Source organism: Deinococcus sedimenti, assembly GCF_014648135.1.
Classification (GTDB): Bacteria; Deinococcota; Deinococci; order Deinococcales; family Deinococcaceae; genus Deinococcus; species Deinococcus sedimenti.
In genome coordinates this window covers 1-23,529 of sequence record NZ_BMQN01000014.1, presented here as the reverse complement: position 1 = coordinate 23,529, position 23,529 = coordinate 1, and the positions used below count along the sequence as shown (strand labels likewise).

General features: G+C 68.3%; 23 protein-coding genes. 13 read left to right on the top strand and 10 right to left on the bottom strand.

The window, feature by feature from the left end:
- Positions 1–108: 108 nt before the first annotated feature.
- Genes IEY69_RS17345 through dprA form a run of 3 tightly spaced genes read left to right on the top strand, consistent with a single transcriptional unit; the run spans position 109 to position 3,348 of the window.
- Positions 109–768, top strand: coding sequence for a response regulator transcription factor (locus tag IEY69_RS17345; protein WP_189074407.1), 660 nt, complete (start codon positions 109–111; stop codon positions 766–768).
- Positions 768–2,213 carry a sensor histidine kinase gene (locus IEY69_RS17340; RefSeq protein WP_189074406.1) on the top strand — a complete coding sequence of 482 codons (1,446 nt, stop codon included), beginning with the start codon at positions 768–770 and terminating at the stop codon, positions 2,211–2,213. The genes IEY69_RS17345 and IEY69_RS17340 overlap by 1 nt, the downstream gene beginning before the upstream one ends.
- A 37-nt stretch (positions 2,214–2,250) precedes the next feature.
- Positions 2,251–3,348 (top strand): DNA-processing protein DprA, encoded by a 1,098-nt coding sequence (dprA, locus tag IEY69_RS17335; RefSeq protein WP_229784074.1) that lies wholly within the window; start codon positions 2,251–2,253, stop codon positions 3,346–3,348.
- Between the two features lie 8 nt (positions 3,349–3,356).
- On the opposite strand, the gene IEY69_RS17330 is transcribed toward dprA, so the two are convergent.
- The gene (locus IEY69_RS17330; RefSeq protein WP_189074405.1) at positions 3,357–3,644 is read right to left on the bottom strand and encodes a hypothetical protein; all 288 of its coding nucleotides are present in this window, start codon (positions 3,642–3,644) and stop codon (positions 3,357–3,359) included.
- Positions 3,645–3,662: 18 nt separating this feature from the next.
- Between IEY69_RS17330 and IEY69_RS17325 the strand changes: the two genes are divergently transcribed.
- From IEY69_RS17325 to pyk, 5 genes are all read left to right on the top strand, one after another.
- Positions 3,663–4,628: an NAD-dependent epimerase/dehydratase family protein gene (locus tag IEY69_RS17325; protein ID WP_189074404.1), complete on the top strand. Its 966-nt coding sequence runs from the start codon at positions 3,663–3,665 to the stop codon at positions 4,626–4,628.
- Positions 4,629–4,727: 99 nt separating this feature from the next.
- The gene (dnaA, locus tag IEY69_RS17320) at positions 4,728–6,098 is read left to right on the top strand and encodes a chromosomal replication initiator protein DnaA (RefSeq protein WP_189074446.1); all 1,371 of its coding nucleotides are present in this window, start codon (positions 4,728–4,730) and stop codon (positions 6,096–6,098) included.
- A gap of 359 nt (positions 6,099–6,457) precedes the next feature.
- Positions 6,458–7,540 (top strand): DNA polymerase III subunit beta, encoded by a 1,083-nt coding sequence (dnaN, locus tag IEY69_RS17315; protein ID WP_046843743.1) that lies wholly within the window; start codon positions 6,458–6,460, stop codon positions 7,538–7,540.
- Positions 7,541–7,688: 148 nt separating this feature from the next.
- Positions 7,689–8,957 (top strand): phosphopyruvate hydratase, encoded by a 1,269-nt coding sequence (eno, locus tag IEY69_RS17310; protein ID WP_119675145.1) that lies wholly within the window; start codon positions 7,689–7,691, stop codon positions 8,955–8,957.
- A 70-nt stretch (positions 8,958–9,027) separates the two neighbouring features.
- The gene (gene pyk / locus IEY69_RS17305; RefSeq protein ID WP_189074403.1) at positions 9,028–10,470 is read left to right on the top strand and encodes a pyruvate kinase; all 1,443 of its coding nucleotides are present in this window, start codon (positions 9,028–9,030) and stop codon (positions 10,468–10,470) included.
- A gap of 278 nt (positions 10,471–10,748) precedes the next feature.
- Here pyk and tyrS read toward each other — a convergent pair whose 3' ends face one another.
- On the bottom strand, positions 10,749–12,002 hold the full coding sequence (gene tyrS, locus IEY69_RS17300; RefSeq protein ID WP_189074402.1) for a tyrosine--tRNA ligase: 1,254 nt from the start codon (positions 12,000–12,002) through the stop codon (positions 10,749–10,751).
- Positions 12,003–12,177: 175 nt separating this feature from the next.
- On the opposite strand from tyrS, the gene IEY69_RS17295 reads away from it, so the two are divergent.
- From IEY69_RS17295 to IEY69_RS17285, 3 genes are read left to right on the top strand one after another with little or no spacing between them, the layout of a single operon-like run.
- A complete protein-coding gene (locus tag IEY69_RS17295) occupies positions 12,178–12,747 on the top strand; it encodes an MOSC domain-containing protein (protein WP_189074401.1) in 570 nt (189 codons plus the stop codon).
- A gap of 23 nt (positions 12,748–12,770) precedes the next feature.
- On the top strand, positions 12,771–13,325 hold the full coding sequence (locus IEY69_RS17290) for a YqhA family protein (protein WP_229784072.1): 555 nt from the start codon (positions 12,771–12,773) through the stop codon (positions 13,323–13,325).
- Positions 13,312–13,989: a class I SAM-dependent methyltransferase gene (locus tag IEY69_RS17285; RefSeq protein WP_229784071.1), complete on the top strand. Its 678-nt coding sequence runs from the start codon at positions 13,312–13,314 to the stop codon at positions 13,987–13,989. Before IEY69_RS17290 ends, IEY69_RS17285 begins: the two co-directional genes overlap by 14 nt.
- Positions 13,990–14,654: 665 nt before the next feature.
- On the opposite strand, the gene rny is transcribed toward IEY69_RS17285, so the two are convergent.
- The 6 genes from rny to rpsF all read right to left on the bottom strand — a co-directional run bounded on the left by rny (position 14,655) and on the right by rpsF (position 19,335).
- The gene (gene rny, locus IEY69_RS17280) at positions 14,655–16,382 is read right to left on the bottom strand and encodes a ribonuclease Y (RefSeq protein ID WP_189074398.1); all 1,728 of its coding nucleotides are present in this window, start codon (positions 16,380–16,382) and stop codon (positions 14,655–14,657) included.
- A 222-nt stretch (positions 16,383–16,604) separates the two neighbouring features.
- Complete coding sequence (locus tag IEY69_RS17275; RefSeq protein ID WP_189074397.1) at positions 16,605–17,123, bottom strand: DUF4384 domain-containing protein; 519 nt, start codon at positions 17,121–17,123, stop codon at positions 16,605–16,607.
- 119 nt (positions 17,124–17,242) lie between these two features.
- Positions 17,243–17,683, bottom strand: coding sequence for a 50S ribosomal protein L9 (rplI, locus tag IEY69_RS17270; RefSeq protein WP_189074396.1), 441 nt, complete (start codon positions 17,681–17,683; stop codon positions 17,243–17,245).
- A gap of 11 nt (positions 17,684–17,694) precedes the next feature.
- Positions 17,695–17,970, bottom strand: coding sequence for a 30S ribosomal protein S18 (rpsR, locus tag IEY69_RS17265; RefSeq protein ID WP_046843750.1), 276 nt, complete (start codon positions 17,968–17,970; stop codon positions 17,695–17,697).
- A gap of 40 nt (positions 17,971–18,010) precedes the next feature.
- A complete protein-coding gene (locus IEY69_RS17260; RefSeq protein ID WP_189074395.1) occupies positions 18,011–18,904 on the bottom strand; it encodes a single-stranded DNA-binding protein in 894 nt (297 codons plus the stop codon).
- A gap of 122 nt (positions 18,905–19,026) precedes the next feature.
- The gene (gene rpsF, locus IEY69_RS17255) at positions 19,027–19,335 is read right to left on the bottom strand and encodes a 30S ribosomal protein S6 (protein WP_189074394.1); all 309 of its coding nucleotides are present in this window, start codon (positions 19,333–19,335) and stop codon (positions 19,027–19,029) included.
- 156 nt (positions 19,336–19,491) lie between these two features.
- Here rpsF and IEY69_RS17250 point away from each other — a divergent pair, with 156 nt between their 5' ends.
- Complete coding sequence (locus IEY69_RS17250; protein WP_189074393.1) at positions 19,492–19,995, top strand: DinB family protein; 504 nt, start codon at positions 19,492–19,494, stop codon at positions 19,993–19,995.
- Positions 19,992–20,942: a GNAT family N-acetyltransferase gene (locus IEY69_RS17245; RefSeq protein WP_189074392.1), complete on the top strand. Its 951-nt coding sequence runs from the start codon at positions 19,992–19,994 to the stop codon at positions 20,940–20,942. Before IEY69_RS17250 ends, IEY69_RS17245 begins: the two co-directional genes overlap by 4 nt.
- A 6-nt stretch (positions 20,943–20,948) precedes the next feature.
- On the opposite strand, the gene IEY69_RS17240 is transcribed toward IEY69_RS17245, so the two are convergent.
- Together IEY69_RS17240 and prfB are read right to left on the bottom strand one after the other, a co-directional pair.
- Complete coding sequence (locus IEY69_RS17240; RefSeq protein ID WP_189074391.1) at positions 20,949–21,923, bottom strand: serine/threonine-protein kinase; 975 nt, start codon at positions 21,921–21,923, stop codon at positions 20,949–20,951.
- Positions 21,924–22,046: 123 nt separating this feature from the next.
- Positions 22,047–23,142, bottom strand: a protein-coding gene (prfB, locus tag IEY69_RS17235; RefSeq protein WP_189074390.1) for a peptide chain release factor 2 whose coding sequence is annotated in 2 segments (ribosomal slippage) — positions 22,047–23,096 and positions 23,098–23,142 — 1,095 coding nt in all. Because the reading frame shifts where the segments join, the coding sequence is not laid out codon by codon here.
- Positions 23,143–23,529: the final 387 nt, after the last annotated feature.

Sequence of the window (23,529 nt, the reverse complement as noted above, 5' to 3'; positions counted from 1 at the left end):
GGGAACCGTCAGGAAGCACCCAGATTTCATCAAGACTGTCCTGCGAGCGCGGCGGTAGGATCACGTCATTGCGTCCGTCCCCGTGACGGCCGCCCTTCAAGGAGACCCATGCTGGCTCAGATCCTCGTTGTTGAAGACGATCCACACCTCGGCCCCCTGCTCAAGGAATACCTGTCCGGGGATTATCAGGTGCATCACGCCGCCACGCTGAAAGACGCGCAGGGCTGGCTGGGCACCCACACCGCCCAGCTGATCCTGCTCGACCTGAACCTTCCCGACGGAGACGGTCTGGATCTGGTGCAGGCGCTGCGACAGTACTCGTCCACTCCGGTGCTGGTCCTCTCGGCCCGCAGTGGCGTGCAGGAGCGCGTGGCGGGCCTGAACGCCGGAGCGGACGACTACCTGACCAAACCGTTCGCGATGCCGGAACTCGACGCGCGCATCTCGGCCCTGCTGCGCCGTACGGCCGCCGGAACCGGCGTGAATCTGGGCAACACCAGCCTGTCCACCAGCAGCCTGCTGCTGAGCGTGAACGACAAGAACATCAACCTCACCGAGCATGAGGCCCGCATCCTGGAACTGATGATGCGCACGCCCGAGCGGGTGTTCTCTCGCGCCGACATCGAGTCTCACCTGTACGGCTGGGAGACCCCGAACAGCAACAGTGTCGAGGTGCGGATCTCGCAGCTGCGCAAGAAGCTGGAGCAGGCGGGCAGTGACCTGCGCATCCGCACGATCCGCAACGTCGGGTACGTGCTGCAGGCCTGATGACGCCTGAGGCGCGGCCCGTCACGACCCCGGCCGGGGCGCGGCGGGCCGCGCTGCTCACGCCCGGCGCGGGCCTGTACTCGGCGCGGGTGGCGTGGCGACACAGCCTGCGCTTCCGGCTGGCCCTGACCTACAGCGCCCTGAGTGCGGTGCTGCTGATGCTGATCACGCTGGGCGTCGTGTCGCTGCTGCTGTCCCGCATGGACCAGCAGTTCGTGGACCGACTGAACGACCGCGCCGACACGCTGGCCGAGGCCTTTACCCGCAACTCTGGCGGGCTGGGCCGTACGGCAGGGGGCGCGGGCGCGTACACCCTGCTGATCGACCCGGACGGACAGGTGATCGCCGCCAGCCCGGCGCTGCGCGACTACATCGACGCCGGGTACCCGTTCGGGTCGCTGACGCGCGTGCCGATCCAGAATACGACCGTGCGGGCCGTGAAACGCCAGGCGGGGAACTTCGGCACGCTGTGGGTCGGCCTGCCGGAGGACGACCTGATCGCCGCGCGGCAGAGTGCGCTGAGCGCGTTGCTGCTGGCGCTGGTCACCGCCCCGCTGATTCTGCTGCTGACCGGCTGGTGGGTGGGACGGCGCGCGCTAGCTGGCCTGGAGCAGGCGGCGAATCTGGCGGACCGGCTGGACCCGGCGCACAGCCTCGAACCGCTGCCCCTCCCGGCGCGTGAGGACGAGGTGCAGCGCCTGCTGGGCGCCATCAACAGCCTGCTGGGCCGCATCGAGGCGCAGCAGGCGCGCGAGAAGCAGCTGCTGGGCCAGATCGTGCATGAACTGGGCGCCCCGCTGACTGTGCTGAAGGCCAGCCTCCAGCGGGCCGAGGCGCGGCTGGGTGATCCGGAGGTCGCGCGGGCCGCGCTGGTCGCGGACGAACTGACGTTCACCACGCAGGACCTGATGCAGCTGGCCCGCGGGCAGCTGGAACTGAAACTCGCGTGGCATTACATCCCGGCGCAGACGCTGCGCGACCGGCTCGACCGGCTGGTGCCGGGCACCACCTTCACCGGACACTGGGGCAGCGGCATCCTGTGCGACCCGGACCGGCTGACGCAGGCGCTGCGCAACCTCCTGGCGAACGGGCGCCGCCACGCGGGTGCCGAGGGCACCGTCACGCTGGACCTGCACGAGACGCCCGAGCAGCTGTGCTTCCGCGTGCGGGACTCCGGGCCGGGCCTGCCGCCCGAGCTGGGAGACCAGATCTTCGAACCGTTCGTGAGCGGGGCAGGCAGCAGCGGCCTGGGCCTGAGCGTCGCGCGGCAGATCGCGCGGATGCACGGCGGGGACCTGACCGGCTCGACGCACCCGGAGGGCGGCGCCCTGTTCACGCTGACGCTGCCGGGCGTGGCCCTCAGCGACGACGAGGGCGAGGACCTGGCCGACAGTGACCTGCTGGACGAACCGCCCCTCACCCCGGCCGGGGGGCCGGGCAGCTGAGTCAACGGCCGCCCGGCCCCGCTTCTATGCTGACCGGGTGACCCGTCCCCTGTTCGAACCCGCTGTTCCCGTTCCACCGGACGAGCGCCGGGCCCTCCTGGCCCTGCGGTTCTCGCCGGGTCTGGGCCCCCGCCGGATCGAGGCCCTCCGCGCCCACTTCGGGTCCGCGAGCGCCGCCTGGCAGGCCCCCCTGCGGCAGGTGCGGGAGGTGCCGGGCCTGGACGCCCGCGCCGCGCAGGCGGTCGGTGATCCGGCCATGTTGACCCGCGCCGATCAGGAACTGGCGAAGGTGGCGCAGGAGGACGTGACGCTGCTACTGCGCGGCCTGCCCGGGTACCCGGCGGCGCTGGACGCGCTGGGCGACCCGCCGCCCGCCCTGTGGGTGCGCGGCCCGCTCCCGGACCTGCCGACCGTGCCGCGCGCCATCGGCATTGTGGGGACGCGCGCGGCCAGTCCGCACGCGCAGGCGTTCACGCGGATGCTCGCGGCGGACCTCGCCCGGGCCGGGGTGATCGTCGTGAGTGGCCTGGCGCGCGGCATCGACACCGCTGCGCACGGCGCGGCCGTCGAGGCGGGCGGGGTCAGTCTCGGCGTGCTGGGCAGCGCCGTGAACCGCATCTACCCGCGGGAGAACACCCGGCTGGCCGCGCAGCTGACCCTGGTCAGCGAGTACCCGCTGGACACCGGGCCCGCGCAGCATCACTTCCCGACCCGCAACCGCCTGATCGCCGCGCTGAGCGCCGGGACGGTCGTCGTGGAGGGGGAACGCAAGTCCGGGTCGCTGATCACCGCCACGCACGCCCTGGAGTGCGGGCGGACGGTGTTCGCCGTGCCGGGCCGCGCCGGGGATCCACGTGCCGCCGGGCCGCACGCCCTGATCCGCGACGGGGCCGTCCTGACCGAGAGTGCGGCGGATGTCCTGACCGAGCTGGGCTGGGGCAGCGTCCCGGACGCCCCACTGCCGGACATCCCGCCCGAGCAGGCGCGGGTGCTGGCGGCCCTGACGGGACCAGTCACGCTGGACGACCTCGTGACCGCCACTGGCCTCCCGCTGCCGGACGTGCAGACGGCGCTGGTCATGCTGAACCTGCTGGGCCTCGCCGAGGAGGTCGGGGGCCGCTGGATGCGCCGCTGACGGCGCGTCTACGCGTGCTGCGGACCGAAGTCCTTCTCGACCGTGACGCGCGGCCCCTCGCCCAGGGTCACGCCCTCCCGCGCGGGGTCGCTCAGCTGCCCCAGCAGTGGGGCGAGGCCCACCGCGAGCGTCCCCCCACCGCCCGCCACGTCGTGCCCGTTCGGGTCGAGGGTCAGGGTCCAGCCGCCGCCGGGCCAGGACACGCGGGCGTGCAGCGGCTCGCCGCGGTTCAGGGCGGCCAGTTCCAGGTCGTCGATGCGGACGCGGACGCGTCCCGGCGTGAACCTCACCTTCATGGGTGACAGGATAGGCGCATGGACATCCTGATTCTGGGCGGCACGCAGTTCGTGGGTCGGCACATCGTGATGGCGTTCCTGGCCTCGGGGCACCGCGTGAGCATCCTGACGCGCGGCCGCACGGCCGACGAGCTGCCCGCAAACGTCGAGCGGCTGCGCGGCGACCGGGGCGAGGCGGGGGGGCTGGACGCCCTGGCGGGCCGCTCCTGGGACGCTTGCGTGGATGTCAGCGGGTACCTGCCGTCCGCGGTGCGGGCGAGCGCGGAGGCGCTGCGCGGCCGGGTGGGCCGCTACGTGTTCATCAGTACCGCCAGCGTGTACGCCGAGCCGGACCGGCACCCGGTGCGCGAGGATGATCCGCTGCTGCCGCCCGCGCCGGAGGACACGACCGAGGTGACGGGGCCGCTGTACGGGCCGCTGAAGGTCAGCTGCGAGCAGATCGTGCAGGGCACGTTCGGAGAGGCGGCGACGATCCTGCGGCCGCAGATCGTGGCGGGGCCGTTCGATCACACCGCCCGCTACCCCTACTGGCCCGACCGGGCGAGCAGAGGAGGGGAGACCCTGCTGCCGGGGGACGGGTCGGATCACGTGCAGGTGATCGACGGGCGGGACCTGGCGCGCTTCACGGTGCAGGTCGTGGAGCAGGGGATCGGGGGCGTGTTCAACCTGGCCGGGCCGCGCCTCAGCTGGGCGCAGTTCGCGCAGGTGCTGGGCATCCAGGAGCCGGTGTGGGTGGACGCGGCGCAGCTGGAGGCACTGGAGCTGGGCTTCCGGGAGCTGCCGCTGTTCATCCCGGACGCCGCGCCGCAGGGGGGCCTGATGGACATCAGTGCCGAGCGAGCCCTGGCGGCCGGACTGACCCTGACCGCGCCGGAGGTCACGGCGCGGGACACCCGGGCCTGGAGTGAGCGGGCGGACCTGAGCTACGCGTTGAGTGCCGAGCGGGAGGCCGAGGTGCTGGCTTCTATCCGCGCTCAGCCCTGAGACCAGGGAGAGAGAGACCCGCCTTTTCTCGCGTCGGGAGAGAGGAGGTCGGTGGTATGCTGGCTGCCGCTCAAGAGTGCCTTAAGGGAGGTGCGCCTTATCTCGCAGGAAATCTGGTCGGACGTGCTGGGGTACGTCCGCAAGAACATTACAGAGGTCGAGTACCACACCTGGTTCGCGCCCGTGAAGAACCTGGGCGTGCAGGACGGCTCGCTGGTGCTGGGGGTGCGCAATTCCTTCGCGCAGGAGTGGTTCCGTAAGAACTACCTGAAGCTCCTCGAGGACGCGCTGCGCAGCCTGGGCGCGCAGAATCCGCAGGTGAGTTTCCAGGTGCTGCCCGCCGCGCAGGACGCGCTGCTGCTGCCCAGTGACCCGCCCCCGCCGCCCAGCCTGCCCGCGCCGCGCGCCGCGCCGACGTTCACCGAGAACCGCAAGGTGCTGAACCCGAAGTACACCTTCGAGAACTTCGTAGTGGGTCCGAACAACAACCTCGCGCACGCGGCGGCTCTGGCCGTCGCGGAGTCCCCCGGCAAGGCGTACAACCCGCTGTTCATCTACGGGGACGTGGGCCTGGGGAAAACCCACCTGATGCACGCGGTCGGGCACTACATGCTCGAGCGCTTCCCCGGGAAGCGGGTGGAGTACGTGTCCACCGAGTCGTTCACGAACGACCTGATCAACGCGATCCGCGACGACAAGATGACGCAGTTCCGGAACCGGTACCGTTCGGTGGACCTGCTGCTGGTGGACGACATCCAGTTCCTGGCGGGTAAGGAGCGCACGCAGGAGGAGTTCTTCCACACTTTCAACGCGCTGTACGAGAGCCACAAGCAGATCATCCTGAGTTCCGACCGGCCGCCGAAGGACATCCAGACGCTGGAAGGTCGCCTGCGCAGCCGCTTCGAGTGGGGTCTGATCACGGACATCCAGTCGCCGGAGTACGAGACGCGCGTGGCGATCCTGAAGATGAACGCGGAGCACAACCGCATCGACATCCCGCAGGAGGTGCTGGAACTCATCGCGCGGCAGGTGACGAGCAACATTCGCGAGCTGGAGGGCGCGCTGATGCGGGTGGTGGCGTTCTCCAGCCTGAACAACGTGCCCTTTAGCCGGGCTGTGGCGGCCAAGGCGCTGAGCAACGTGTTCGCGCCGCAGGAAGTGAAGGTGGAGATGATGGACGTGCTGCGGCAGGTGGCCGCGCAGTTCAACATGCCGCCCGACGTGATCCGCGGTTCCGGGCGGGTGCGTGAGGTGGTGCAGGCGCGGCAGGTGGCGCAGTATCTGATCCGCGAGTTGACGGATCATTCCCTGCCGGAGATCGGGCAGTTCTTCGGGCGGGATCACTCGACGGTCATGCACGCGATCAGCAAGGTGTCGGAGCAGATGGGGAAGGACAGTGAACTGACGGCGGCGGTGGAGCTGCTGCGCCGCCGGATGAAGGGTCAGGAAGACGAGGATTCGGATGCGTAATTCCTCCTGTTCTTTCTTCCCCACTCAGAATAAGTTCCATTTTCCGTTCCAAACATCTGTGCAGCATTTCACGAGCTGTGGATAACCCTGTGGATAAGCTGTGGATAACCGGTAGTTTTGCTGTGGATAAGTCTGTGGATAACCTGAAGCCCTGAGAGGTTGTGGATAAGTCCCCAAGTTGTCCACAGGTTATCCACAGGAAAGTGCCAGTTATCCACAATTTTGTCCACAAGACACATCCGCGCCCAGCGCAGCCCCAAGGCACTTATCCACAGTTTCCACAGGACCTATTACTACTACTACTATCTTTTTTTAGAATAAAGACAGATAAAAGATAGGGACCAAACAGAGAGGCACGCATGAACGTACACGTCACCAAGAAAATCCTCAGCGAAGGCCTGGGCCTTCTGGAACGCGTCATCCCCAGCCGCAGCAGCAACCCCCTGCTGACCGCCCTGAAGGTCGAGGCCAGCGAAGCAGGCCTGACCTTGTCCGGCACCAACCTCGAAATCGACCTGTCGTGCTTCGTCCCGGCCGAGGTCAAGGACCCCCGCAACTTCGTGGTGCCTGCCCACCTGTTCGCGCAGATCGTGCGCAACCTGGGCGGCGAACTGGTCGAACTGGAGCTCAGCGGTTCGGAACTGTCGGTGCGGGCCGGTGGCTCGGACTTCAAACTCCAGACCGGCGACATCGACGCGTATCCCCCGCTGAGCTTCCCCGCGCAGGCCGACGTGAGCCTCGACGCGACCGAACTGGCCCGCGCGCTGTCCAGCGTCCGCTACGCCGCCAGCAACGAGGCCTTCCAGGCGGTGTTCCGCGGCATCAAGCTCGAGCACCGGCCCGAGGGCGCGCGCGTGGTCGCCTCCGACGGATACCGCGTGGCGATCCGGGACTTCCCGGCCAGCGGGGACGGCCGCAACCTGATCATCCCGGCACGCAGCGTGGACGAACTGATCCGCGTGCTCAAGGACGGCGAGGCCCGCTTCACGTACGGCGACGGGCAGCTGAGCGTCACGACCGACCGCGTGCACATGAACCTCAAGCTGCTGGATGGGGACTTCCCGGACTACGAGCGCGTGATCCCGAAGGAGATCCGCCTGCAGGTCACGCTGCCCGCGACGGCCCTGAAGGAAGCTGTAAACCGCGTGGCAGTGCTGGCCGACAAGAACGCGAACAACCGCGTGGAGTTCCTCGTGTCCGAGGGCAAGCTGCGGCTGGCGGCCGAGGGTGACTACGGCCGCGCGCAGGACACGCTGGACGTGGTGCAGGGGGGCAGCGAGCCCGCCATGAGCCTCGCCTTCAACGCCCGGCACGTCCTGGACGCCCTGGGGCCGATCGACGGGGACGCGGAACTGCTGTTCTCGGGCTCGACCAGTCCGGCGATCTTTCGCGCGGCGGGCGGCGGCGGGTACATGGCCGTGATGGTGACCCTGCGCGTGTGAGGCGGCGGGCGGGTGGGGCGCGCGGCCTCACCTGTCTGCACCGGAAGTTGAACCGGGTGCATCTTTCTGCAGGGGCACCCGCTTATAGTGTCTGAAGTACACCTACTCGCCTGCGGGCGACAGGGCCGTGATCCGGGAGGAAACAGGGATGAAGATTCAGAAAGTGATTGCCCGTGAAGTGCTGGACTCGCGCGGGAACCCCACCGTGGAAGCCGAAGTTCACCTCGACAGTGGCCTGCAGGGCCGCGCCATCGTGCCCTCGGGCGCCAGCACCGGCACCCACGAGGCCCTGGAACTCCGCGACGGCGGCAGCCGCTACCTCGGCAAGGGCGTGCAGCAGGCCGTGAAGAACGTCAACGAGGCCCTCGGCCCGGCCGTGGTCGGCCTGGACGCCAGTGAGCAGGCCGCCATCGACGCCGCGCTGATGGCGACCGACGGCACCCCCAACAAGGGCAACCTGGGCGGCAACGCCATCCTGGCCGTCAGCCTCGCCGCGGCCCGCGCCGCCGCCGCCGAACTGAACATCCCGCTGTACCGCTACCTGGGCGGGAGCAACGCCAAGACCCTCCCGGTCCCGATGATGAACGTCATCAACGGCGGCGCGCACGCCGACAACAGCGTGGACTTCCAGGAATTCATGGTCATGCCCGTCGGCGCGCCCAGCTTCCGCGAGGCGCTGCGCTACGGCGCCGAGACCTTCCACAGCCTCAAGAAGGTCCTGTCGAAGAAGGGTTACAACACCAACGTCGGCGACGAGGGCGGCTTCGCCCCGGACCTCAAGAGCAACGAGGAAGCGCTGGACGTGCTCCTCGAGGCCATCGAGAAGGCCGGTTACGAGCCCGGCAAGGACATCGCCATCGCGCTGGACCCGGCCGTGACCGAGCTGTTCAAGGACGGGAAGTACCACCTCGAATCCGAGGGCCGCGTCCTCAGCACCGCCGAGATGGTGGACTTCTGGGCCGACTGGGCCAGCCGCTACCCGATCGTGAGCATCGAGGACGGCCTCGCCGAGGACGACTGGGACGGCTGGGCGCAGCTGACCGCCAAGATCGGCGACCGCGTGCAGCTGGTCGGCGACGACCTGTTCGTCACGAACCCCGAGCGTCTGCAGCGCGGCATCGACACGAAGGTCGGCAACGCCATCCTCGTGAAGGTCAACCAGATCGGCAGCCTGACCGAGTCGATGGACGCCATCGAACTGGCCAAGCGGCACCACTACGGCACGATCATCAGCCACCGCAGCGGCGAGTCCGAGGACAGCTTCATCGCGGACCTGGCGGTCGCCACGAACGCCGGGCAGATCAAGACCGGTTCGGCCAGCCGCTCGGACCGCATCGCGAAGTACAACCAACTGCTGCGCATCGAGGACAGCCTAGGTGACCGCGCGGTGTTCCCCGGCCGCAAGGCGCTGCGCTGACCCCGGCGGGCGGGCGGCGGGGGAGACCCTGACCGCCCGCCGCTCTTCCCGCGCTTGGAAAGGATTCCAGATGAAACAGATTGACCGTTCCACCAAGATCGTGGCCACCGTCGGCCCGGCCAGCCGCTCCCCCGAGGTGCTGAGCCGCATGATCGACGCCGGCCTGAACGTCGTGCGCATGAACTTCAGCCACGGCGACCCCGAGGACCACCGCCAGACCGTGCAGATGGTCCGCGAACTCGCCGCCAAGAAGGGCGTCACCATCGGGATCCTGCAGGACCTCCAGGGTCCGAAGATCCGCGTGGCGCGCTTCAAGGACGGCAGCGTGACCCTCGCCCCCGGCGACAAGTTCACGATCACCATGGACGACGTCGAGGGTGACGAGACCCGCGTGGGCACCACCTACAAGGACCTCGTGCGCGACGTGCACCCCGGCATGGCCCTGCTGCTCGACGACGGCAACATGGCCCTGCGCGTCGAGGGCGTGCGTGGCAACGACGTGCTGACCACCGTCGTGATCGGCGGCGTCCTGAAGAACAACAAGGGCATCAACGTGCCCGAGGCGGACCTGAGCGTGCCCGCACTGTCCGAGAAGGACGTGCAGGACATGGAGTTCGGCGCGGAACTGGGCGTGGACTGGGTGGCGCTGAGCTTCGTGCGTTCCCGCGACGACCTGCTGCTGGCCCGCCACTACATGTCCCGCTTCGGCAGCCGCGCCAAGCTGATGGCGAAGATCGAGAAGCCGCAGGCGGTGGACCGGTTCGAGGACATCCTGAAGGAAGTGGACGGCATCATGGTGGCCCGCGGTGACCTGGGCGTCGAGATGCGCCCCGAGCAGGTACCGACCATCCAGAAGCGCATCATCCGCATGTGCCGCGAGGCCGGGAAGCCCGTGATCACCGCCACGCAGATGCTCGAGAGCATGATCAGCCTGCCGCGCCCCACCCGCGCCGAGGCGTCGGACGTGGCGAACGCCATCTACGACGGGACCGACGCCGTGATGCTCTCGGCGGAATCCGCTGCCGGGCAGTACCCGGTCGAGTCGGTCGCCATGATGGCCCGCATCGCCCGCGAGGCCGAGGGCAGCGAGCACTACAAGATGCTGCAGCGCTCGTTGGTGATCGACACGGAACTCGCCCAGGACGCCATCGCGTCGGCGGCGTGCAGCATCGGCGAGAAGCTGGATTCCCCGGCGATCGTGACCTTCACGAGCACCGGCGGCGCGGCGGGCCGCATTGCCAAGAACCGTCCCCCGCTGGCGATCCTGGCACTGACGCCCAACGAGCAGACCCGCAATCAGCTGGCGCTGTCCTGGGGCGTCGTGCCGGTCCTGAGCGAGGACCCGCGCAACACGGACGACATGGTCCGCATCGCGAACGACGAGCTGCGCCGCAGCGGCCTGGCGGATGTCGGGGACCGGTACGTGATCACGGCCGGCGTGCCGTTCGGCGTGCGTGGCACCACGAACATGCTGCGCGTCGAGCGCCTGCGTGAAGACCTGCTGCAGCCCTGATCCGGGGCGGGCGGTTTCCGGCTGGTCCGGGTGCAAACTTCATCTGAGCGTCAGATTTTTATCCACAGGGACGGGGTTTTTCCACACCGTCCCTGTGGATAACTGCTGGGTTATACACAGGGTTTATCGGCGCCCAGCGGTCGTCCACAGGCTGGGACAGTTGTCCACAGCGTCCTGTGCATAACTTTCCCAGCCTCTCCAGAACTAAAGCTTGGATGAAGACCGGGCCGCCGCGCCTCTGGGAGGCCCGTGAAGGCCCCATGAAGGGGCCGGGTGGATCAGGACCCCAGCACCAGCCGTGCGAACTTGTCCTTGCCCTTCTGGATGACCGCGCCGCCCTCCTGGGACAGCTGCTCACGGGTCAGGCTGCCGTGCGGGTCCGTGAAGACCTCTCCGTTCAGTTTCAGACCCCGGTTCTGCATCAGCTTGCGGGCCGCGCCGTTGCTGGGCTCCAGGCCCGCCAGCACCACCAGTTTCACCATGCTGATCCGCCCGGTATCCAGGCTGTCGTCCAGATCCGCCGCCGGGACCGTCACGGTCGGGATGTTCTCCGGAATGCCACCCTTGGCGACGCTGCGGAAGCGGGCCTCGGCGGCGTCCAGGTCCGCGTCCGGATGGAACCACGCCACGACCTCGCGCGCCAGTTCGCGGTGCGCGGCGACCGGGTGCCCGGCCAGCAGTTCCTCGATGTGGGGGCGGGGCAGGTCGGTCAGCAGCGTGAAGTAGTTGTCCAGCAGCGGGTCGGGGACCTTCATCAGCTTCGCGAACATCTCGTGCGGTTCGTCGGTCAGGCCGATGTAGTTGTCGAGGCTCTTGGACATCTTCTCGGTGCCGTCCAGGCCGACCAGCAGCGGCAGGGTCATCACGACCTGCGACTCCTGCCCGTAATCCCGCTGCAGCGCGCGCCCCACCAGGTTGTTGAACAGCTGATCGGTGCCGCCCAGCTCCACGTCGGCCTCCAGCGCCACGCTGTCGTAACCCTGCGTCAGGGGGTACAGGAGTTCGTGCACGGCGATGGGCACGCCGCCCTCGAAGCGCTTGCGGAAGTCGTCGCGTTCCATGATGCGCGCCACCGTGTAGCGGCTGGCGAGGCGGATCACGTCGGCGTAGCCCATGGGCTCCAGCCACTCGCCGTTGTAGCGGATTTCCAGCACCTCGGGCTCCTGGCGCAGGATCAGGCGGCACTGCTCCAGGTAGCTCTTGGCGTTCTCGCGGGTCTGCTCCAGCGTCAGCGGCGGGCGGGTCTTGCTCTTACCGCTGGGGTCGCCGATCATCGCGGTGAAATCACCGATCAGCATGATCACCTTGTGGCCCAGGTCCTGGAACTGGCGCATCTTGCGCAGGATCACGGCGTGCCCCAGGTGCAGGTCCGGGCGGGTCGGGTCGGCGCCCAGCTTCACGCGCAGCGGCTGGCCTTTCGCCAGTTTGCGGCGCAGGTCGTCCTCGGACACCAGGTCCACGACGCCGCGGCGCAGCAGGTCGATCTGTTCGTCCACGGGCAGGTTCCAACGGATGGGGGCGGGTTCTTGCATCTTCACTCCATAGGGGAGCGGCGCACCAGGACTGTCCGGATGCGCCGCTCGGGGGTTGGATTTCAGGCTGTGACTGACCCTGCTCCCACCGGTGGCGGCGGGCAGGGATACGCACGTCGGGTCAGACGCCTCATGCCGACCAGCATAACAGGCGCCGCCCGCTAGCATGCCCGTTGTGAAGACCATTCAGGAGTTGCGTGACACCTTCCCCCGACCCGGCGCCGTCGAGTGGCTGGGCCTGCGCCCCGCGCGCCGCGCGCCCGTGCAGGCAGTCACGGAGGTCGAGGCGCACCCGCTGGTGGGATTAGTCGGCGATCACGGCAAGCTCGCCCCGCCGCGCCTGACTGCCCTGACCGGCGAGGCCGGGGAGGCCGCGCGCCCCGCGAACGCCCCCGCCATTCCCGGCGGGCCGGGGCGGCGGCAGGTGACGCTGATCCAGGCCGAGCACCTGCCCGTGATCGCCGCGCTGGCCGGACTGGACGAGGCGAGCCCGGAGCAGCTGCGCCGCAACATCGCCGTGCGCGGCATACCCCTGCTGGCCCTGAAGGACCGCCGCTTCCAGATCGGAGAGGTGATCCTGGAAGGCACCGGCGAGTGCCACCCCTGCTCCCGCATGGAGGAGACGCTGGGCGAGGGCGGATACAACGCCGTGCGCGGGCACGGGGGCCTGACGGCGCGCGTGATCCGGGGCGGCGTGATCCGCCTGGGGGACGAGGTGCGCCCCCTCCCCGGCCCCGTCACCTGAAGGGCCCCGGTATGCTGGGCGGCATGCCCAAACGTCCCGCCCCGCCCCTGAGCCGCACGCGGCGCGTCACGCTGGCCGGCGCGTTCGGGTTCACGCGACTGATCGTGGAACTGGGCGTGCTGAGTTCCTTCGCGTTCAGCCTCGCGCTGTTCGTCGCCGCCATCGCGCAGGCGTACGTCACGATCCGCGCGGCGCTGGGTGACCTGGGCGAGGCGCACACCACCAAGACCCTGATCGTCGCGGCGGTCGAGCAGGCCGACACGCTGCTGGTCGGCGTGGCGCTGCTGATCATCTCGTTCGGCTTGCAGGCGCTGTTCGTGGGCCGCGTGCAGAACGTGCCCCGCTGGCTGCACATCGACTCCTTCGACGACCTGAAACAGAAACTGATCGGGATCGTGATCGTGGCGCTCAGCGTGAACTTCTTCAGCGTCGCGCTGGAATGGAAGGGCGGGACGGACATCCTGGTGTACGGCGCGGCCATCGCCGCCGTGATTCTCGCCGTGGGCGCGTACTCCGTGATCCTCTCCCGCCAGGGCCACCGCCCGGACGCGCCCGATGACCAGCATGCCGCACCTTGACGCGCGCCTCCAGGCGGCCCTGCACCTGATCCGCGCCGAGACTCACGCGGACATCGGCAGTGACCACGCGCACCTCCCCATCCGGCTGGCGCAGCTGGGCCGCGTCACGCGCGGCGTGATCGTCGAGGTGAATCCCGGCCCGCTGGAACACGCCCGCGTGAACGTCGCCCGCGCGGGCCTCACGGATCGCCTGGAGGTCCGCGCCGGGAACGGCCTTGCCCCGCTGGCCCCCGGCGAGGTGCAGAGTGCGAGCATGACCGGGATGGGCGCGCAGACCATGCTGGGCGTCCTGACCCGCACGCCGGATCGCGTGCCGGACGCGCTGGTGCTGCAACCCAACGACAGTCCGGAACCGCTGCGCCGCTGGGCGCGCACCTGCGGCTACCACGTCGCGGCGGAGGTGCTCGCGCCGGGGTTCTGGCGGTACCCGGTGTTGAGGCTGGAACGCCGGGCCGGCCCCGACCCGGCCTACGCGGCCCTGCCGGAGGCGGCGGCCTTGCGCTACGGCCCGCTGCTGCTCTGCGAGGGAGGCATGCTGCTGCGCCAGCAGGTCTGGGCGGACGTCACCCGCCTGACCCCGCTGGCCGCCCCGGGGCGCGCCGCCGAGCACGACCTGCACGTCGCGCAGAGTGCCGCCGCGTGGCTGGCCGGGGAGAGAAAATAAAAAACCCGCCTTCTTCGGCGGTGATAGAAACAATATAGCGCGGTATGCAGGCGGCGTCAAGTCTCGCGGAATGACTGGAAAAACGCCGTCTTGGAGAGGCTTCTTCGGTGATGCTCTGGCGAGGGTATGCAGTCCCGGTCGCTCCCGGAGGAGTTGGTGGCGGCGCACCCGACGACGGGCACAGCCGGTTGTGGGGAGTCGCAGGGAGCCAAAACGAAAAATCCGCCCTTCTCGGACGGTGATGAAAAAAGTATAGCGCGGTATGCAGGGCCGGTCAAGTCCTGCGCGTCGACCCGAAACCTGTCGTGCTGGACGAACTTCCATCGGGAATCAACGCCGAGAGGTATGCAGCCGGGTTCACCTACACGGTGCTGATCGCCCCGTCGCAGCTGCTATGCGTCGGACTGGCCGCAGCGGGGGCCTGATCGGCAGGGGAGAGAGCCTCCCGGTGGTGGCTCACGCAGGGTGGCCCAGACCAAAACGAAAAACCCGCCCTTCGCGGACGGTGATAAGGAAAGAATAGCGCGGTATGCAGGGCGTGTCAATCCCCGCGCGGCGGCCTGAAAAACCTCGTGCCAGACGGGTCCTTTCCGAGTGTATTCCGGGCGGTATGCAGCAAACAGGGCCGGAGCGCATGGCCCCGGCCCTCCTCTGCCCGGTTCCGCTCAGCGGGCGACTTCCACGGCGCGGCTCTCGCGGACCACGGTCACCTGCACCTGGCCGGGGTACTCCATGTCCTGCTCGACCCGCCCGGCGATCTCGCGGGCCAGCAGGGTCGCCTGGGCGTCCGTGACCTTGTCCGGCTGCACGATCACGCGCACCTCACGCCCGGCCTGGATGGCGTAGGCCTGCTGCACGCCGGGGAACGACACGGCGATCTGCTCCAGCATCTCCAGGCGACGCACGTACGATTCCAGCTCCTCGCGGCGTGCACCGGGCCGCGCGGCGCTGATCGCGTCGGCGGCGGCCACCAGCACGGAGTACAGCGTCTCGCCGTTCTCCGGGTCGTGGTGGTGTGCGATCGCGTCGATGACCTCTGCGGGCTCCCCGAACCTCTTGGCGAGGTTGATGCCGATCTCGACGTGCGTGCCGTCGATCTCGCGGTCGATGCTCTTGCCGACGTCGTGCATCAGCCCGGCGCGGCGGGCCATCCCGGCGTCCAGGCCCAGCTCCCCAGCCATGATGCCGGTCAGGTGCGCGACCTGAATGGAGTGCTTCAGGACGTTCTGCCCGTAGCTGGTGCGGAAGTACATGCGGCCCAGCAGCTGCACGAGGCCCGGCTTGATGCCCACCACGCCCGCCTCGATGGCGGCCTCCTCGCCCTGGGCGTGCATGAAGGCCTTCATCTCGTCCTGCGCCTTGTGCACCATCTCCTCGATGCGGGTCGGGTGGATGCGGCCGTCGGCGACCAGAGCGTCCAGGACGTGCTTGGCGACCTCGCGCCGCACCGGGTTGAAGCTCGAGAGGATCACCGCTTCGGGCGTGTCGTCAATGATCAGGTCCACGCCGGTCAGGGCCTCGAAGGCGCGGATGTTGCGGCCCTCGCGGCCGATCAGGCGGCCCTTCATGGCGTCGTTCGGGATGGGCACGACCGACACGCTCAGGGCGGCGCTCGTCTCGGACGCGCTGCGCTGGATGGCCTGCGCGATCACGTGCCGCGCCGAGCGTTTCGCGTCGGCGGTGGCGCGTTCCTGCATGGCCTTCACGCGGATCGCCTTCTCCTCTTCCAGTTCGGCGTCCAGGCGGGTCAGGATGTCCGCGCGGGCCGCCTCTGGGGAGAGTCCGGCGATCTCGAAGAGTTTCAGGTCCGCCTGATGCAGGCGCGCCGCGATCTCCTGCTCCTGTGTGCCCAGGAGGCGCGCGCGGTCCTCGAGGCGTTCCTCCAGCGCGTCGAGTTTCTCACCGCGCGCGTCGAGCTGCTCGGCGCGGCGGTTGAGCCGCTCGATCTCGCGCTTGAGTTCCTCGCGTTCGCGGCGGGTCTCCTGACGGTCGCCGCTCAGCGCCTCGCGTTCACGGGCGGCGTCCTGCTTGACCTGCGCGCGTTCCTGGTCCAGCGCGGCGCGCAGCGCGCTGATCTGCTCACGCTGACCCTGCAGCTGCGCGAGCTGCGTGTCGAACTGCGAGACCTGCACGCTCAGCTGGGCTTCGCGGTCGCTGGCTTCCTTGATTCTGCGGGTGGCGTCCTGCCTGTCCTGGTCGGCCTCGGCCCGCATGGTGCGGGCGTCGGCGTCGGCCTGCGCGCGGATGCGTTCCGCGTCGCGCTGGGCGTCCTGCTGCAGGCGATTGTCGATCTCGGCGCGTTGCCGCGCTCCACGACTCTGCCCCGCCAGGAACCCCCCGACCAGTCCGAACAGCAGCGCCACGATGATCCCGATAAGTCCTGGGGTCGTCACGGTGCGCTCCTTTGATGGTGTGTTGCATGAGGCAGCGTGCCTGCGTGGCCACGCGCCCCGGGGTGGGAAACTGAGGTCGAACGCCTCCGGTGACTGCGCTGTGGGGACGTTCGCCCCAAGTGTAGCGGGAAAGCCCGGCAGCGCGCGAAGGCCTGCCCCGTCAGCCAGGGTCGGTGGCAGGAACGACGGTTATTCAGAACCGCTTCGGCAGGTTGGCGCTGCTCAGGGCTGCACGGTGAAGGTCAGGGTACCGGCCACCCCAGGGTTCAGGAGCTTCACCTTCGCGGCGACCGGGCCCAGCAGTGCCCCCGCTCCCTGGGCACGGACCGTCGCAAACACCGAACTGGGACTGGTGTAATCGCTGACGCCACTCAGGTTCAGCGGGCCACTGCTGATGTACAGCAGGGCCGTGTGGACGCCGGTGGGCGCACTGGCACGCAGTGCGAAGCTGCTGCTGACCGCCGGGAACAGCTGGTTTTGATCAGCATTCAGGTGTACCTGACCGTCTGGCAGACGGTTAGGGAGCAGCTGGATGACGCTGCCGTCAGGGGACTCGACGAACAGGGCGACGTCACCGCTGACTGGACTGCGCAGGATGAACTGGAGGGTCTGTCCGACCTGGGGTTCGGCAGGATTGAGTGTCAGGACTGCCGCAGCGGGCTCCGTGGGCCAAGGTGCGTCTTGCGGCGCGCAGCCGATCAAGGCAGGGATCAGGAGGGTGGACAGCAGGGCAGGACGCATGCTCTGACCCTATCTGCCCTGACCGGTGAATGTTGCCCTAGGTGTGGATGTACCAGTTAAAGGATAGGAAAGCAGAAGACCCCCGCCACGGGGGCGGGGGTCTGAACGCGCGGGGGCGTTTACTTCGCGGCGTGCACCACGAGCTTCATGGGGATGCTCACTTCGGGGTGGGCGCGGTAGGAGATGTCGTACTCGCCAATTTCCTTGACGGTTTTCGGCATCGTGATGCGGCGCTTGTCCACATCGAAGCCCAGCTTGTCCAGGGAGTCGGCAACGTCCTGGTGCGTGACCGCACCGTAGATCTTGCCTTCGCCGGCGCGGACGCTGAGTTCCACGGCGACGCCGTTCAGGCGGCTGGCGAGGTCCTCGGCGCTGGCCTTCTCGGCCGCCAGGGTCTTCTGGCGGGCGCGGATGCGGGCCTCGAGGCTCTTCATGTTGCTGGCAGTGGCCGGGGCGGCGATGCCCTGGGGGATCAGCCAGTTGCGGGCGTAGCCGTCTTTCACGGCGACAACGTCGCCGGTCTTGCCGAGCTTGCCGGGTTCAAGAAGAATTACTTGCATGTCAATTCTCCTTATTTCCGGACGAGCTTCTCGGTGTAGGGCAGCAGGGCCAGCTGGCGGGCGATCTTGATCGTCTGCGCAATGCGGCGCTGGTGCTTGGCCGAGAGGCCCGTGCGGCGGCGGGGGAGGATCTTGCCCGTGTCGCTCACGAAACGGCGCAGCATCTTCACGTCTTTGTAGTCGGTGATTTCCAGTTCCCCGATGGAGAACGGATCGACCTTGGGCTTGCGGGGACGCTTGGGTCCCTTGCCGCGCGGTTTACGCTCGGCGCTGTTGGTCTGGGTCATGTGTTAGTCCTTGAAATCTGCGTTCCGTGCCCAAGCGGGGTTAGAACGGCAGGTCTTCTTCGTCCGGTGGGAAATCGTCGAGACCTTGGTCAATATCTAAGCCGCCCGAACGGTTCCCCGTGTTCGCTGCCCGGTTCGGCTGGCTGTAGCCGCCGCTCTGGGGGCGCGCCGCACTGCTCGCGGTCTGCGTGCGAGGTCCGGCGGGGGTGGCTGCAGGGTTACCGGTGCCTGCGCCTCGGGACAGGGCTTCGACTCGCGTCGCCTCTACTTTGGTGCTGTTGCGTTTGTTGCCGTCGCGGTCGGTCCACGCTTCGTTGACCAGTCGTCCCTGCACGAGCACGGGGTCCCCCTTGCGGAGTTCTTTCATGCTCTCGGCGAGTTCGCGCCACAGCGTCACGTCGATCCAGTGGGTCTTCTCCTGCCGCTGGCCCTGACGGTCGTTCCAGGTCTCGTTCACGGCCAGGCCGAGTCCGAGCACGGCGTCGCCGGCGGGGGTGTAGCGCAGTTCGGGGTCACGGGTGACGTTCCCGATGAGAATGACTTCGTTCATGCCGCTGCTCATGCGAACGCCGCCTCCGGCGTCCTGAACGAGTTCGGGGGTGTACCCGAGCTGTTCCATGCGCAGGGCCTTCACGCGGACCATGCTGCGTTTGCCACCTTCAGGGGCTTCCCACTGGCTGTACTCCACGCTGCCTTCGACCATCACGGCGTCGCCGCCTTTCAGGTTGCGTTCGGCCTGCCACTCGGCGGGTTTGCCGAGAATGGACACGCGGTGGTACCAGGGGAGTTTGCGTTCGCGCCCGTCGTTGCCGACGATGTGATCTTCACCGGCGATGGTGGCTTCGAACACGGCGGTGCCGCTGGGGGTGTAGCGCAGTTCGGGATCGCGGGCGAGTGCGCCGATCAGGTAAACGTGGTTCATGCCTCGGGCCATGACTGGGTCTCCTTTGTTGCTGGCGAAAGTACTTGAGCTTCTTGCTGGCTGGCGGGTGTGGCCCTTGCGGGGTGACCGTACGATAACAAACCCGATCTCGTTACGTCAATAGCGTAAGGAGATCAGGCCTTCTTGGTCTTCCACTCCGGGCGGTCCTTGACCACCAGGACGCGGCGCACGTGGTCACGCAGACGCAGGGTGCTGGCGATGGCCGTTTCGGGGTTGCCAGCGGCCTTGATGGTGTACATCAGGTAGTAGCCCTCGCGGTCCTTGTTCACGGCGTAGGCGAGGCGGCGGTTGCCGAGCTCGTCCAGGTTGCTGATTTCCCCGCCCGCGTTCTTCACGGTGGTCTCGATGTAGTCCTTCTCGATACCCACCTGCTCGGCGCTGAGGTTGGGGTTCAGGATCAGGTTCAGGTCGTACTGGTTCATAGTTCACCTCCTCTGTCGCCGCTCGCAGGCGCAGTGTCCTGACAGGGTCAGGCCTCGCCGGGCAGCGCAACTCACCACATTACCAGAGACTGGCCGGGGATGCCAGCGGTCAGATGACGCATGCCCCGGTCCGTGCAGGACCGTACGCTGGCAGGCATGAGCGAACCCACCCCCACCCCGCAGTCCGCTGTCAGCGGCATCCTCGACATCCTGCGCGAGGCCGTGGAGGGCGGCCATCCCGGCCAGGGCACCGCCTTCCTGGACGGCACGAAAGCCGACGGCAGCGGCAACCACGGCCTGCTCGCCACCCTGGACGGCCTGAGTGCCGCGCAGGCCAGTCAGGAGGTGCTGGGCAGCACGGTCGCCGCTCACGCCGCGCACACCGCCTTCCACCTTGAAGTCATCATCCGCTGGGAGCGCGACGGGGACCGCGGGCCCTTCGACTGGACGGGCAGCTTCCAGCCGGTGCAGGTGGACGACGCCGCGTGGGACGCCGCCCGCGCACGGCTGCGGGCCGCCTACGACGCACTGTTGACGTTCGCACGCACCTTCGAGGACCGCCCGGCCGACGGCGAGTTGACTGGCGGCCTGACCGGCGCGGTCGCACACGTCGCGTACCACCTGGGGGCCATCCGGCAGCTGATCAAGGGCGTGCAGTGACCCACACCGGAACCCGACTGAGGCCCTACACTCCAGAGGACGCCGGGGTCTTTGCGGCGCTGCTGTCCCTGGGTGGCCGTCGCACCGACGCCGCTGACCTGATCGCTGCGGACGGACGGCTCGGCCCTGACGACCTCGCGCGGCGGCGCCTGTTGGTCGGCGCGGACGGACAGGTGCTGGGCGGCTCGCAGCTGCAACGCTCGCTGTTCATCCCGCCGGACTTCCTTCACCTGAGTGTCCTGGTCTTTCCGGAGGCGCGCGGCCAGGGGGCCGGTGAGACGCTGTGGCAGGAGGCGCGGCAGGCGGCCCTGGAGCTGGGTGCCCGGGGCCTGAGCGTAGATGTTCCAGATGCCGACCCGGCCGACCGCGCCTGGGCGGAGCGGCGCGGCTTCACGCTGCGCACCCACCGCTACGCCTCCGAACTGAACCTGACCGGAGTGAACCTCGCCGACTTCCAGCCGGCCCTGGACGCCGCGCACGCGCAGGGCGTGACCTTCACCGACCTGAGCGGCGAGGGCGACGCCACGATGGCCCGTTACATCGAATTCGTCGCCGACCGCCTGACCGAGACGCCCGATCTCGCCGGGTACCCCCGCTGGACAGCCGCGCAGGTGCGGGAGGCCCTGCGCCTGGACCGCGACCCCCGCCCCGACTGGCTGATCCTCGCCGTCGGCCCCGCCGGGGAGTGGCTGGGCACCACTGCCATGGTCCGCTTCGCGCACCTGCCGTTCGTGTACAACGAACTGACCGCCACGCACCCCGACGCGCGCGGACGCAGGCTGGCCCTGCCGATGAAACTCCAGGCCGTGCAGAGTGCCCAGGCCGAGGGGTTCACCACCATGCGCACCAACAACCACTCCCTGAACGCCCCGATGATCGCCGTGAACCGCCGCCTGGGCTTCCAGCAGCTCCCCGGACGGTACGAGATGCACCGCCCGCTGCCCTGACTGCCGTTATTTGCGGCGTCGGAATGGGTTCCAGCGGCCGCTCTTTTCCGGCTCTTCGGCTGGTTCAGTGTTCACCGGAGGGGCGGCCGCACGGACCTGAGCGGGTGCGTGACGTCCCATGGGCCGCGCGACCTCCGCTTCCGGCTTCAGGTCCTCCTCGTACACCTCGTCCTCCGGCACCTCACCCAGGGCGCTGAGCAGCGCCCGGCGGATCTGATCGGCACTGGGCCGGTCGCCAGGGCGTTTGGCCAGCGCCAGCTCTGCCAGGCGGCCGACCGCGCGCGGCACCAGGGGGTTGACCAGGGTCAGCGAGGGGGCGAAGCGGGTCATGTGCGCCACCATCAGCTCCTCGTAGCTGTTGCCGTTGAACGGCCGGTCTCCTCCCAGCAGCTCGTACATCATCACGCCCAGGCTGTACACGTCGCTGGCGCTGCTCGTCAGTTCTCCCTGGTAGACCTCGGGTGCCATGTAGAACGGACTGCCGCTGGTTTTGCCCCCCTGCGCCACGAAGTACGTGTTCCCCAGATCCCCCAGGGCCGCGCGGCCCTCCTCCGTGACGTACACGTTCTGGGTCTTCACGTCCTGATGAACCGCGCCCTGATGATGCAGGTACGTCAGGGCCGACGCGACATCCGCCAGCAGCCGCAGCGCCTGCTTCAGCGGCAGGGTCCGGTCCGGCAGGTCGGCCAGCTGTTCATTCAGGGCGCCTTTCGGGTAGTACGTGACGGCCAGGAAGGCATGCGGACCGAACGGCGTGCCCCCATACGCGCGCACCAGATGTGGGTGGCGCAGCTGCAACGTCAGGCGGACCTCGTTCCCGAAGCGTTCCGCGGCGTCCTGCACGGCCAGCGTTTCCGGGTGGGGGATCTTCACGGCCACCAGTTGTCCCTGGCTGTTCGTGGCCAGGCGCACCAGCGAGGTGTTCCCGCGCCCGAGTATGCGGTGCAGGGTGTACCCGGTGATGGCGCTCGGTTCGGTCATGCTTACTTCCCAGGGTGTCACGTTCCGTTACGCGTGACAAGCACGAACGCCACAGCCCCAGCTCAGGGTCAACAGAAAGGAGGCGCGGCCCCAGGGGTGGCGCGCCTCCTGACCGGCTGCGTGTTACTCGTCGTCGCTGTTTTCCTCCGCGACGCGCTTCCCGGCCATCCATTCCAGACCCGCCCACTGCAGGTCCTCGAGGTCCCCGTCGAGCACGTCGTCCGGGTTGTGTTTCATGACGCCCGTGCGGTGGTCCTTGATGTACTGCTTGTCGAGCACGTACGAGCGGATCTGGCTGCCCCACTCGATCTTCTTCTGCTCGCCACGCGCCTTGGCTTCCTCTTCCTCGCGCTTGCGCATCTCGATGTCGTAGAGGCGCTGCTTGAGGATCTGCAGAGCGATCTCGTGGTTCTTGATCTGCGACCGCGTCTGCTGCGACGCCACCGCGATCCCCGTCGGCAGGTGAGTGAGGCGCACGGCGGAGTCGGTCGTGTTCACGCCCTGCCCCCCCGCACCCTGCGAGCGGAACACGTCGCGGCGCAGGTCGCTGTCCGGAATGTGGATGTTGATCTCCTCCTCCGGCACCTCCGGCACGACGTCCACCGACGCGAAGGACGTGTGGCGGCGGTTGTTGCTGTCGAACGGCGACACGCGCACGAGGCGGTGCACGCCGTGCTCGGGCAGCATCATCCCGAAGGCCTTCTCGCCGCGGATGATGAACTCGCTGCTGATCACGCCCGCCTGATCGCCGTCCACCTGATCGATCAGATCGACCTTGTAGCCGCGCCGCTCGGCCCAGCGCATGAACATCCGCGTGAGCATCCCGGCCCAGTCCATGCTCTCGGTGCCGCCCGCACCGCTCTTCACGCGCACGATCGCCGCCGTGTCGGCGTGCTTCATGGTGAACAGCGTCTCCTTGTACAGCTCGTCCACGCGCTTCTCGATGGACGTCTGCTCCTCCATGAGCATCTCGCGCTCGTCGGCGTCGGCCATCTCCAGCATCTCGCTGAGGCCCTGCGCGTCCGAGTTCAGGGTCTGGTACCCCTCCACCACACGGCGGAGCGTTCCGGCCTCCTGCGTGACCTTGCGGGCGCGGCCGGAGTCGTTCCAGAGTTCCGGGTCGCTCAGTTCACGGTCCAGTTCGTTCAGGCGGCGTGTTTTTCCGGGAATGTCAAAGGTACTCCCGGAGCGACGCGAGTTTTTCCAGCAGTTCCTGCATGGGCGTGCCTCCCTTCCGCGCACTCCCGTTGAGCGGGACGCGGGTTCATATGCCAAGAGAACAGTATACGGAGGCGCGACGCAGCGCGCGGGGCGGGGATTGCAGTTAGTGGGGAGTGGGCTCGGTGGTCGGCCTTCGCTCCGCGTGACGGATAGGGGAGAAGAGAGGAGTTTGAGGTTGCGTCTGTTCTGCTCCGGCGTCCCAGTGGTCTGATCTCGGTGTTGGGGCCATCCACTTCCCACTCCCCACAACCCACTTCCCCACCGCGTTTCCCGGACTCTCAAGGGAGTCTCTGGTGCGGGGTGTTGACAGATTCAGGTAGGGCCTGTATCTTTTCTGAGCCTCAAGCGAGGCGGGAAGCATGACAGGCGAAGAGATGAGTGAACA

What these genes read in the sequence shown, in the direction of transcription:
- IEY69_RS17345 (WP_189074407.1), top strand. Translation starts at nt 109, where the DNA reads ATGCTGGCTCAGATCCTCGTTGTTGAAGACGATCCACACCTCGGCCCC.
- IEY69_RS17340 (WP_189074406.1), top strand. Translation starts at nt 768, where the DNA reads ATGACGCCTGAGGCGCGGCCCGTCACGACCCCGGCCGGGGCGCGGCGG.
- IEY69_RS17330 (WP_189074405.1), bottom strand. Translation starts at nt 3,644, where the DNA reads ATGAAGGTGAGGTTCACGCCGGGACGCGTCCGCGTCCGCATCGACGAC.
- IEY69_RS17325 (WP_189074404.1), top strand. Translation starts at nt 3,663, where the DNA reads ATGGACATCCTGATTCTGGGCGGCACGCAGTTCGTGGGTCGGCACATC.
- dnaN (WP_046843743.1), top strand. Translation starts at nt 6,458, where the DNA reads ATGAACGTACACGTCACCAAGAAAATCCTCAGCGAAGGCCTGGGCCTT.
- eno (WP_119675145.1), top strand. Translation starts at nt 7,689, where the DNA reads ATGAAGATTCAGAAAGTGATTGCCCGTGAAGTGCTGGACTCGCGCGGG.
- pyk (WP_189074403.1), top strand. Translation starts at nt 9,028, where the DNA reads ATGAAACAGATTGACCGTTCCACCAAGATCGTGGCCACCGTCGGCCCG.
- tyrS (WP_189074402.1), bottom strand. Translation starts at nt 12,002, where the DNA reads ATGCAAGAACCCGCCCCCATCCGTTGGAACCTGCCCGTGGACGAACAG.
- IEY69_RS17290 (WP_229784072.1), top strand. Translation starts at nt 12,771, where the DNA reads ATGCCCAAACGTCCCGCCCCGCCCCTGAGCCGCACGCGGCGCGTCACG.
- IEY69_RS17285 (WP_229784071.1), top strand. Translation starts at nt 13,312, where the DNA reads ATGCCGCACCTTGACGCGCGCCTCCAGGCGGCCCTGCACCTGATCCGC.
- IEY69_RS17275 (WP_189074397.1), bottom strand. Translation starts at nt 17,123, where the DNA reads ATGCGTCCTGCCCTGCTGTCCACCCTCCTGATCCCTGCCTTGATCGGC.
- rplI (WP_189074396.1), bottom strand. Translation starts at nt 17,683, where the DNA reads ATGCAAGTAATTCTTCTTGAACCCGGCAAGCTCGGCAAGACCGGCGAC.
- rpsR (WP_046843750.1), bottom strand. Translation starts at nt 17,970, where the DNA reads ATGACCCAGACCAACAGCGCCGAGCGTAAACCGCGCGGCAAGGGACCC.
- IEY69_RS17260 (WP_189074395.1), bottom strand. Translation starts at nt 18,904, where the DNA reads ATGGCCCGAGGCATGAACCACGTTTACCTGATCGGCGCACTCGCCCGC.
- rpsF (WP_189074394.1), bottom strand. Translation starts at nt 19,335, where the DNA reads ATGAACCAGTACGACCTGAACCTGATCCTGAACCCCAACCTCAGCGCC.
- IEY69_RS17250 (WP_189074393.1), top strand. Translation starts at nt 19,492, where the DNA reads ATGAGCGAACCCACCCCCACCCCGCAGTCCGCTGTCAGCGGCATCCTC.
- IEY69_RS17240 (WP_189074391.1), bottom strand. Translation starts at nt 21,923, where the DNA reads ATGACCGAACCGAGCGCCATCACCGGGTACACCCTGCACCGCATACTC.